Origin of the sequence: Amycolatopsis sp. NPDC049252 (assembly GCF_043197175.1) — a bacterium.
In the GTDB taxonomy this organism is placed as follows: domain Bacteria; phylum Actinomycetota; class Actinomycetes; order Mycobacteriales; family Pseudonocardiaceae; genus Amycolatopsis.
Window position 1 is genome coordinate 92,293 of the sequence record NZ_JBICSQ010000028.1, and the last position, 9,597, is coordinate 101,889.

Annotated in this window: 7 protein-coding genes and 1 pseudogene; 5 read left to right on the forward strand and 3 right to left on the reverse strand. The window is 68.9% G+C overall.

From position 1 onward, the window contains the following. From ACGFMK_RS26620 to ACGFMK_RS26640, 5 genes are read left to right on the forward strand one after another with little or no spacing between them, the layout of a single operon-like run. Window positions 1-432 carry an SRPBCC family protein gene (locus ACGFMK_RS26620; protein WP_392768440.1) on the forward strand — a complete coding sequence of 144 codons (432 nt, stop codon included), beginning with the start codon at window positions 1-3 and terminating at the stop codon, window positions 430-432. Continuing rightward, window positions 429-1,268 carry a MaoC/PaaZ C-terminal domain-containing protein gene (locus tag ACGFMK_RS26625; protein ID WP_392768442.1) on the forward strand — a complete coding sequence of 280 codons (840 nt, stop codon included), beginning with the start codon at window positions 429-431 and terminating at the stop codon, window positions 1,266-1,268. Before ACGFMK_RS26620 ends, ACGFMK_RS26625 begins: the two co-directional genes overlap by 4 nt. Next, the gene (locus tag ACGFMK_RS26630; protein ID WP_392768445.1) at window positions 1,268-2,137 is read left to right on the forward strand and encodes an SDR family oxidoreductase; all 870 of its coding nucleotides are present in this window, start codon (window positions 1,268-1,270) and stop codon (window positions 2,135-2,137) included. The genes ACGFMK_RS26625 and ACGFMK_RS26630 overlap by 1 nt, the downstream gene beginning before the upstream one ends. Then, window positions 2,134-3,312, forward strand: a complete 1,179-nt coding sequence (locus tag ACGFMK_RS26635) for an acyl-CoA dehydrogenase family protein (protein WP_392768448.1) — start codon at window positions 2,134-2,136, stop codon at window positions 3,310-3,312. Before ACGFMK_RS26630 ends, ACGFMK_RS26635 begins: the two co-directional genes overlap by 4 nt. A gap of 45 nt (window positions 3,313-3,357) precedes the next feature. Continuing rightward, window positions 3,358-3,969 (forward strand): PadR family transcriptional regulator, encoded by a 612-nt coding sequence (locus ACGFMK_RS26640; RefSeq protein WP_392768450.1) that lies wholly within the window; start codon window positions 3,358-3,360, stop codon window positions 3,967-3,969. Window positions 3,970-4,025: 56 nt separating this feature from the next. Here the strand turns inward: ACGFMK_RS26640 and ACGFMK_RS26645 are convergent, their stop codons facing one another. From ACGFMK_RS26645 to ACGFMK_RS26655, 3 genes and pseudogenes are all read right to left on the reverse strand, one after another. Then, window positions 4,026-6,509: a DNA topoisomerase (ATP-hydrolyzing) subunit A gene (locus tag ACGFMK_RS26645; RefSeq protein ID WP_392768453.1), complete on the reverse strand. Its 2,484-nt coding sequence runs from the start codon at window positions 6,507-6,509 to the stop codon at window positions 4,026-4,028. Window positions 6,510-6,538: 29 nt separating this feature from the next. After that, window positions 6,539-8,590, reverse strand: coding sequence for a type IIA DNA topoisomerase subunit B (locus ACGFMK_RS26650; RefSeq protein ID WP_392768456.1), 2,052 nt, complete (start codon window positions 8,588-8,590; stop codon window positions 6,539-6,541). 132 nt (window positions 8,591-8,722) lie between these two features. Beyond that, a pseudogene (locus ACGFMK_RS26655) lies at window positions 8,723-9,597 on the reverse strand (hypothetical protein); the annotation flags it as partial.

Here is a 9,597-nt window from a genome sequence, read left to right on the forward strand (position 1 = left end):
ATGGGCCAGATCAGCGCGTCCGTCGAACTGCCGGCCACGCCGGACAAGGTGTGGGCGGAGTTCTCGAACCCGAACAACTTCGAGAAGTGGCTGACGATCCACACCAAGTGGAAGGGTGACGTCCCCGCCGAGTTCGCGCAGGGCGCCCAGGTGTCCGAGGTCGTCACGATGCTCGGCATGGCGAACACGATCACCTGGACCGTCGACGCTTACGAGGCGCCGCACCGGCTGGTCATCTCCGGGACCGGGATGGCCGGGGTGAAGATCAAGTTCTCGCTGTCCGTCGCGGCGGCCGGTGCGGGCTCGGCGGCTTCGATCGACGCCGAGTTCACCGGCCAGATGATCGTCGGCGCGCTCGGCAAGGCCGTCGAGAAGGACGGCAAGAAGAACCTCGACGAGTCCCTCGACAAGTTCAAGGCCCTGGTCGCATGAAGTTCGACGCCACCGGCCTGGACAAGTGGACCGAGCCGGTGTCCTTCGACGTCACGCGTGAGCGGCTCGCCGAGTACGCGGCTGCGACCAACGATCCCATCCCGGCCCACCGCGCCGGCGACGTCGCGAGCCCGGTGTTCGCGATCGTGCCGGTGTTCCAGTCGCTGCTGGAACCGGCGCTCGAAGTGGTGCCGGCGTCGTTGTTCGGCAAGGTGCTGCACGGCGAGCAGGACTTCCGGTTCCACCGCCCGATCCGGCCCGGCGACGCGCTCGTGTCGCGCGCCAAGATGACCGGGTACGAGGGGCTGCCGAAGGGGACCCGCGCGACCGTCCACCTCGAGTGCCGTTCCGTTTCCGGCGAACTGGTGAACGAGCAGTACGTGACGTTCTTCGTGCGCGGCTTCGACACCGGCGAGAAGCAGGGGGTGCTCGGCCCTGGCCACCGCTTCGACGACGCCTTGCGCTCGCGGGCCCCGGTCGCGAAGGTCGGCCAGCACGTCGACGACGACCAGACGTTCCGCTACGGCCCGGCCGCCGGCGACCCGATGCCGATCCACCTCGACGAAGACGTCGCCCGGGCCGCCGGCTTGCCCGGGATCATCGCGCACGGGCTCTGCACGATGGCGTTCACGTCGTGGGCGGTGCTGACCGAGGTCGGCGAGTCCTCAGTGGACAGATTGCGGCGGCTGGCCGTGCGGTTCGCGTCGCCGGTGCTGCCGGGCCAGGACCTCTCGACGTCGATCTGGTCGGCGGGGCCCGGTCTCTACGCGTTCGAAACCACGGTGGGAGACCAGGTCGTCGTCAAGGACGGCCTCGCCGAGATCGGAGAGAGCTGATGGGTGCACTCGACGGGCGCGTCGCGCTCATCACCGGCGCCGGCCGCGGGATCGGGCGGGAGCACGCGCTGCTGTTCGCCCGCGAGGGCGCGCGGGTGGTCGTCAACGACCTCGGCGGTGACAACGACGGGAGCGGCTCGTCCTCCGGGCCCGCCTCCGACGTCGTCGCGGAGATCCGTGAGCTGGGCGGGGAGGCGGTGGCCAACACGTCGAGCGTGACGTCGTGGGCGGGCGCGTCGGAGCTGGTCGACCAGGCCGTCGCGGAGTTCGGGCGGCTCGACGTCGTGGTCAACAACGCGGGCATCCTGCGCGACGCGTTTGTCGCCGGGATCACCGAGCAGCAGTGGGACGACGTCATCGCGGTGCACCTCAAGGGCCACGCGGCGGTGCTGCACCACGCGGCGGCGTACTGGAAAGCGCAGTCGAAGGCGGGTACGCCGGCCGCGGCGTCGGTGGTCAACACGGCGTCGGCGTCCGGGGTGACGCTGCCGAACGCCGGCCAGGTCAACTACGGCGCGGCGAAGGCGGGCATCGCGGCGATGACCCTGGTGGCAGCCGCCGAACTGGAGCGCTACGGCGTGCGCGTCAACGCCATCGCCCCGATCGCCCGTACCCGTCTGACACTGGCGACGCCGGGGATGGGCGCGATCTTCGCGGCACCGGTCTCCGAAGGCGAGTTCGATGCTTTCTCGCCGGCGAACATCTCGCCGTTGGTGGCTTACCTGGCGTCCGAGAAGTGCACCTTGACGGGCAAGGTGTTCGCGGTCCAGGGCGGCGCGATCTCGGAACTGGCGGGCTGGCACGACGTCAAGGTGATCGAAACCGAAGGCCCGTGGGCGATCGACGACATCGCGGCGAGGCTGCCGTGATCGAGTGGTCCGAGACGGACCTGCTGGTCCGCGACTCGATCCGCGAGTTCATCGCGAAGGAGATCCGCCCGCAGCTGGATGCTCTCGAAAGTGGTCAGCTGCCGCCGTACGACATCATCCGGAAGCTCTTTGCCGCTTTCGGGCTGGATGTTCTCGCTGCGGAGGCGGTCTCTCGGGTCTTGTCACCGTCTTCTGGTTCGTCTTCCTCATCGTTGGGCGGTCAGGAGACGCTGGCGCTGATCGCGATCAGCGAGCTGGCGGGGGTGAGCCTGGGGATCGTGGCTTCTCTGGGTGTTTCGCTGGGGTTGACCGCGGCGACGATCCTGTCGAAGGGTTCTCAGGCGCAGAAGGAGCGTTGGCTGCCGGGCTTGGCGACGTTCGAGAAGATCGGCGCGTGGGCGATCACGGAACCGGACTCGGGTTCGGACGCGTTCGGCGGCATGCGCACTTCCGTGCGGCTCGACGGCGACGAGTACGTGTTGAACGGCCAGAAGACGTTCATCACGAACGGCCCGCACGCGGACGTCGTGGTGGTCTACGCGAAGCTGGACGACGGGTCGCCGCCGCGCGACCGGCCGGTGCTCGCCTTTGTGCTGGACCGCGGCATGCCGGGGTTCGTGCAGGGCAAGGCGTTCAAGAAGATGGGCATGATGTCGTCCCCGACGGGCGAGCTGTTCTTCAACGACGTCCGCCTGGGTGCGGACCGGCTCTTGTCGTCGTCGGGTTCGTCGGACGCGAGGGAGAGTTTCGCGGCGGAGCGGGTGGGCGTGGCGGCGCTGTCGCTGGGCATCATCAACGAGTGCCAGCGGCTGTGCGTCTCGTACGCTCGGTCGCGGACGCTGTGGGGCCAGGAGATCGGGCGGTTCCAGCTGATCCAGCTGAAGCTGGCGAAGATGGAGGTGGCCCGGCTGAACGTCCAGAACATGGTGTTCCAGACGGTGGCCAAGCTCCGGGCGGGAAAGCGCCCGTCGCTGGCCGAGGCGTCGGCGATGAAGCTGTATTCGTCGGAAGCCGCGACCGATGTGGCCATGGAGGCGGTGCAGCTGTTCGGCGGGAACGGGTACATGGCGGAGTACCGGGTGGAGCAGCTGGCCCGGGACGCCAAGTCGCTGATGATCTACGCCGGGAGCAACGAGATCCAGGTGACCCACATCGCGAAGGCGCTGTTGGCCTGAAAGAGCCCACCTGAACGCGGAAAGACAACTTACGCGCTCGTCCAAGTGGCGATCGCCATGATGGCCGACTCCGCCGCTCGACAGTGGGGATACAGCCTCAGCAAGGAATCCGGGGTGCGGTCGGGAGTCCTTCATCCGATCCTGCGCAGGATGCTCGAAGACGGCTGGGGCATTGACGGCTGGGAGGCCGCGGAAGAGGTGAGCGACCGTCCGCCGCGTCGTTACTACGAGCTCACGGAGAAGGGGCGAGACGAACTGGCCTTCGGGTTCCCCCGGATTCGTTTGCGAGTAACGGTTTTGCTGTACCCGAAAGGCGACGGGCGTCGTCGCGAGCTGCTCGCCGAGCTCTACGTGATGCCGAGGTTCGCACGACCGTTCTGGGTGGCCGAGCAGTTCGAGACAGCGCTCCTGGCAGCCGAGAGGGCCGAGGCAGCTCGCGAGGGGTTTCTCAAGCATGCTGCCGACGTGACTATGGGTGCTGCTGTGTTCGGCCCGGCAGAACAGGCCGACGTGAGCGAGCGGCCCGAAAACCCGGGTAGGACGGATGCCTTTGTATTCGGCGGAAAGAATCGCGTCGGCACTCGACGGTCCGGAGAGTCCGACCATGGCGCGGCCGAGGAACTGGCCAGAAAATTGGAGAAGTTCTGTGCCGAGTAATCGGGCGGCTACGACGTTGTCGGTGGTGGGCCGGGCAGGCACACCACCAACAACCGTCAGTCTCGCTCGATGAGGTGACCCACCACGTCCGGACCCGGGTGGGCGTGACCCGAGCCGTCGCGGCGGACGTCGACCTCCGGTAGCTCCACCGGGTCTCCGTTGCGGGCCGAACCTGCCGGGCGCGGGCCGATCCAGGCCACTCGGAGCGCTGTCTCGCCCTTCAGGAACCGCTGCGCTCGAACCCCGCCGGTGGCTCGGCCCTTGGCCGGGTACTCGCTGAACGGGGTCACCTTCACGCTCACGCCCGTTGCCGTGATCACCATCGGCTCGCCGTGCTCGTCGTCGTCCGTGCGGACCGCTCCGAAGAAGACCGCCGACCCCGCGCCGACGTTGATGCCCGCCATGCCGCCGCCCTTCAAGCCCTGCGGGCGGACCAGCGAGGCCGCGTACTTCAGCAGGGACGCCTCCGACGTCACGAACGCCAGCGTTTCCGAGCCATCGCGAAGCCACGTGGCGCCCACGACTTCGTCGCCGTCCTTCAACGAAATGACCTCGAACTCGTCCGAGCGGACCGGCCACTCCGGCGAACACACCTTCACGACGCCGGCTCGCGTGCCGAGCGCGAGGCCGGGAGAGCCTGCTGCCTGCTCACCCAACGGCGCGATGCCGACGACCGTCTCGCCCTTCTCCAACGGGATCAGCTCGCGCGCCGCCATGCCGCCGCGCAGCGACACCGTGCCCGCCTGCTCCGGGAGGACCGGCAACGGCAGGACGTCCGTCTTGAACGCCCGGCCGCGGCTCGTCACCAGCAGGATCTGGCCGCGGGCGGTGGTGTGGACCACCGCCGACACCGCGTCGTGCTTCACGCGGCCGTTGCGCCGGCGCGTCTCCGTCGACTCTTCGGACTCCGCCGCCGTGCGCGCGACCAGCCCGGTCGCCGACAGGATCACCTGGCACGGGTCGTCTTCGACCTCCAGGGGCCCGGACGGCTTCGACGCGGCCAGGACCTCCTTCAGGTCGCCGTCGATCAGGGCGGTGCGGCGCTCGGTCGGGAAGTCCTTCGCGATCTTCGCCAGCTCCGACGAGACGAGCTTCTTCAGCACCGACTCGTCGTCGAGGATCTTGCTCAGCTCCGCGATCTCCTCGCGCAGCCGCTCCTGCTCGGACTCCAGCTCCAGCCGGTCGTACTTGGTCAGCCGGCGCAGCGGGGTGTCGAGGATGTAGGTCGCCTGGATCTCCGACAGCTTGAACCGCGTCATCAAGCCGTCCTTCGCGGCCTGCGCGTTTTCGCTTTCGCGGATGAGCTTGATGACCTTGTCGATGTTCAGCAGGGCGATCAGCAGGCCGTCGACCAGGTGCAGCCGCTCTTCACGCTTGCGGCGCCGGTACTTCGTGCGCCGCGTGACGACCTCGTAGCGGTGCCGGAGGAAGACCTCCAGCAGCTCCTTGAGGCCCAGCGTCTGCGGCTGGCCGTCGACGAGGACGAGGTTGTTGATGCCGAACGACTGCTCCAGCGGCGTCAACCGGTAGAGGTCGGCCAGCAGGGCCTGCGGGTTGACGCCGACCTTGCACTCGATGACCAGCCGCGTGCCGTTCTCGCGGTCGGTGAGGTCCTTGACGTCGGCGATGCCGGTCAGCCGCTTGGACTTGTTGACCTCGTCGGTGATCTTCTCGATCACCTTCTCCGGGCCGACGCCGTAGGGCAGCTCGGTGACGGTGATCGCCTGCCGCCCGCGGCTGCCTTCGAGCGGCCCGGTCTCGACGTTCGCGCGCATCCGGACGACGCCGCGGCCGGTCTCGTACGCGCGGCGCACCTCGTCGAGGCCCAGCAGCTTACCGCCGGTGGGCAGGTCGGGGCCGGGCACGAACTCCATCAGCTTGTCGAGCGTCGCGGTCGGATGCGTGATCAGCCACCGCGCCGCGGCGACGACCTCGCCGAGGTTGTGCGGGATCATGTTGGTCGCCATCCCGACCGCGATCCCGGACGTGCCGTTGACCAGCAGGTTCGGGAACGCCGCGGGCAGCACGGTCGGCTCTTCGAGCGAACCGTCGTAGTTCGGCCGGAAGTCGACGGTGTCCTCGCCGAGCTCACCGACCAGCTGCATCGCTTCGGGGGACATGCGGGCTTCGGTATAACGGCTCGCGGCCGGTCCATCGTCTGGAGACCCAAAATTTCCGTGCCCGTCGATCAACGGCACGTTCAACGAGAAGTCCTGCGCCAGCCGCACCATCGCGTCGTAGATCGCGACGTCGCCGTGCGGATGGTACTTGCCCATGACGTCGCCGACCACGCGTGACGACTTCACGTACGCGTGTGTCGGGCGGTAGCCGTTCTCGTTCATCGAGTACAGGATCCGGCGGTGCACCGGCTTCAGGCCGTCCCGGGCGTCCGGGAGGGCGCGTGAGTGGATGACCGAATACGCGTACTCCAGGTACGAGTCCTCGATCTCGGTCTTCAGCGAGTTGTCGAAGACGTTCGCACCGGCGGAGTCGAACGCGCTGGGATCGACCTTGGTGGTGGTGCCCTTGCGGCGTGCCACGGCAGAACTCCTTGGTAGCTACGAAAATATCAAGCGTCGATGGCGTCGCGGTCGATGCGGTCCGAGGAGGCGACCAGCCAGTTGCGCCGGGGCTCGACCTTCTCGCCCATCAGCAGTTCCAGCGCGTTCTCGGCGGCCTCGGCGTCGTCCATCGTGATCCGGCGGACCGAGCGGCTGGCCGGGTTCATCGTGGTGTCCCACAGCTCGTCGGCGTCCATCTCGCCGAGGCCCTTGAACCGCGGCACCGGTGTGACGATGCTCTTGCCCGCCCGCTCCAGTTCCGCGTACTTGGACTCCATCTCCTGCTGCGTGTACGTGAAGTGCGTCTCCGGGTTGCGGCCCTTCGTGACGAGCTTGTGCAGCGGCGGCATCGCCGCGTACAGCCGGCCGTCCTCGATCACCGGGCGCATGTACTTGGCGAACAGGGTGATCAGCAGGGTCCGGATGTGCGAGCCGTCGACGTCCGCGTCGGCCATCAGGATCACCCGGCCGTAGCGCATCGTCGTCAGGTCGAAAGTGCGGCCGGTGCCCGCGCCCAGCACCTGCACGATCGACGCGATCTCGGCGTTCTTCAGCGTGTCGCCCAGGGACGCCTTCTGCACGTTCAGGATCTTGCCCCGCAGCGGCAGCAGCGCCTGGTACTCCGAGACGCGCGCCATCCGGGCCGACCCGAGCGCGCTGTCGCCCTCCACCAGGAACAGTTCGCTGCGCGAGACGCCGGTGGTGCGGCAGTCGACCAGCTTCGGCGGCATCGCCGCGCCCTCGAGCGCGGTCTTGCGCCTCGCGGCGTCCTTCTGCTGCTTCTGGGTGAGCCGGACGCGGGAGGCGTCGACCACCTTCTGCAGCACGACCTTGGCCTCGGACTTGGTCCGGCGGTCCTCGGTCCAGGCCTTCACGTGCTTGTCGACGATGCCCTGGATGACGCGGGTGATGCCGGCGGTGGACAGCTCGTCCTTGGTCTGCGAGGTGAACTGCGGCTCCGGCAGCCGGACGTGGATCACGGCGGTCATGCCCTCGAGGACGTCCTCGATCGTCGGCATGTCCTCCTTGGGCTTGAGCAGCCCGCGGGTCTTGGAGATGGCGTCCTGCATCGCCTTCGCCATCGCGCGGTCGAAGCCGCGGCGGTGCGTGCCGCCGTGGACGTTGCGGATCGTGTTGGTGAAGTACTCGACCGTGCGCTCGTAGCCGGTGCCCCAGCGCAGCGCCACCTCGATCTCGGCGCGGCGCTCCACATTGGACTGCATGACGCCCGCGGCGTCGGCCGCGTTCTCTTTGTACGTGCCCTCGCCGGTGATCATCAGCGTGCCGCAGACCGGCTTCTCGCCGGACGGCGTGAGGAAGTCGACCATGTCCACTAGCCCGTTGGGGAAGTGGAAGGTCTCCTCGTTGATCGTGTCCTCGATCGCCGTGCGCAGCACGTACGTGACGCCCGGGACGAGGAACGCGGTGTTGCGCAGCTTCGACCGCACGCCCTCGACGTCCAGCGCCGCGCCGGACTCGAAGTAGCGGGCGTCGTACCAGTAGCGGATCGAGGTGCCGCTGCGCTCGCCGCGCTTCATCTTGCCGACGAGGTTCAGGCCGGAGTGGCGGGTGAACTTCGCCTTCGGGCCGGGCGCGTCGAAGATGCCGGGGACGCCGTGCTTGAACGACATCTGGTGGACCTTGCCGTCCTGCTTCACCGTGACGTCGAAGCGGTGCGACAGCGCGTTGACCGCGGAGGCGCCGACGCCGTGCAGGCCGCCGGAGGTCTTGTAGCCGGAGCCGCCGAACTTGCCGCCGGCGTGCAGCCGGGTCAGGACCAGTTCGACGCCGGACAAACCGGACTTGGCGTGGGTTCCGGTGGGGATGCCGCGGCCGTCGTCGTCGACCTGGACGCTGCTGTCGGCGTGCAGCGTGACGACGATGCGCGTGGCGTGGCCGGCGACACCTTCGTCCGTGGAGTTGTCCACCACCTCGGAGAAGAGGTGGTTGATGCCACGGCTGTCGGTGGAGCCGATGTACATCCCGGGGCGTTTGCGGACGGCCTCGAGCCCCTCGAGGTGCGTCAGGTCGTCGGCCCCGTACAAGGTCTCGGCAGTCACAGGGTCGTTCTCCCGGATCGTGGCTCGCGAAGGTTCGGTGAGGTGCGGACTCGGCCTGCACCGTACTGCAGGATATCCGCCTGCCCCGACAACTTCCGCGCGTCCGTCCCCCGGTGTGGCGTGAACCGCCCCCTAGCGGGGGTCGAATTCGAGGTCGGGCCAGAGGGCGAGCAGGGCTTCGATCTTCCGCGGGACCTGGAAGCTGTTCCGGAAGTTCGGCTTCTCGCCGATCGTGGCGAGGCCCTTGCGCAGGTCCCCGAACGCCGGTTTGGCCGTGGTCTCGCGCGTCAGGAGGTAGCAGTACGTGCGGCGGGGGTAGGCGAACTCGTCGGTGTAGGCCTGCAGCACGAGACCGGGCGCCTCGGTCCGCGACCCGACCAGCGCCCGGCCCTGCTTCTGGCTGTAGACGCGGATCACGTGCACGCCGCCGCGCAGCGTGCGCGGCGGGTCCTGGCCCTGGCCGTCGTCGGCCCAGAACAGTTCGACACGGAAGGGTGCTTCACCGTTTTCGCCGGGGTGCGAGTACTCGCGGGACAGTTCTTCCAGCCGGTACTCGGCCTCGGCCGACGGCTCGCCGCCCTCGACGAGGCTGACCAGGTACAGCTCGGCCGGGCGCGGCCACGAGGGCCGGGGGACGTCGGTGGCTTCGGCCGGTTCCGTTTCGGCCGGTGCCGCAACCGGTTCCGGCGACTCGGCAGCCACCGCGGGGACCTCGGCGGGCGCGGCGCTCTCGGTCTGCTCCGGCTCGGCCGGGGTTTCGGTCACCGCCGGGCGGACCGGCGACGGGGCGGGCGGAGCCGGGCGCACGGGCGAAGGCGCGGGCGTGGCCGGGCGCACCGGTGACGGCGGCGGGGTCGCGGCCGCGGGCCGGACCGGAGTGGCCGGGCGGGTCGTCACCACGGGCCGCGCGGTCGCGCGGGGCGTCGCGGTGGCCGGACGCGCCGGGGTGACCAGCTTGCCGGCGCCGTACTGCTCCAGGAGCGGCTCCAGGTCACCGGCGGTCAGGG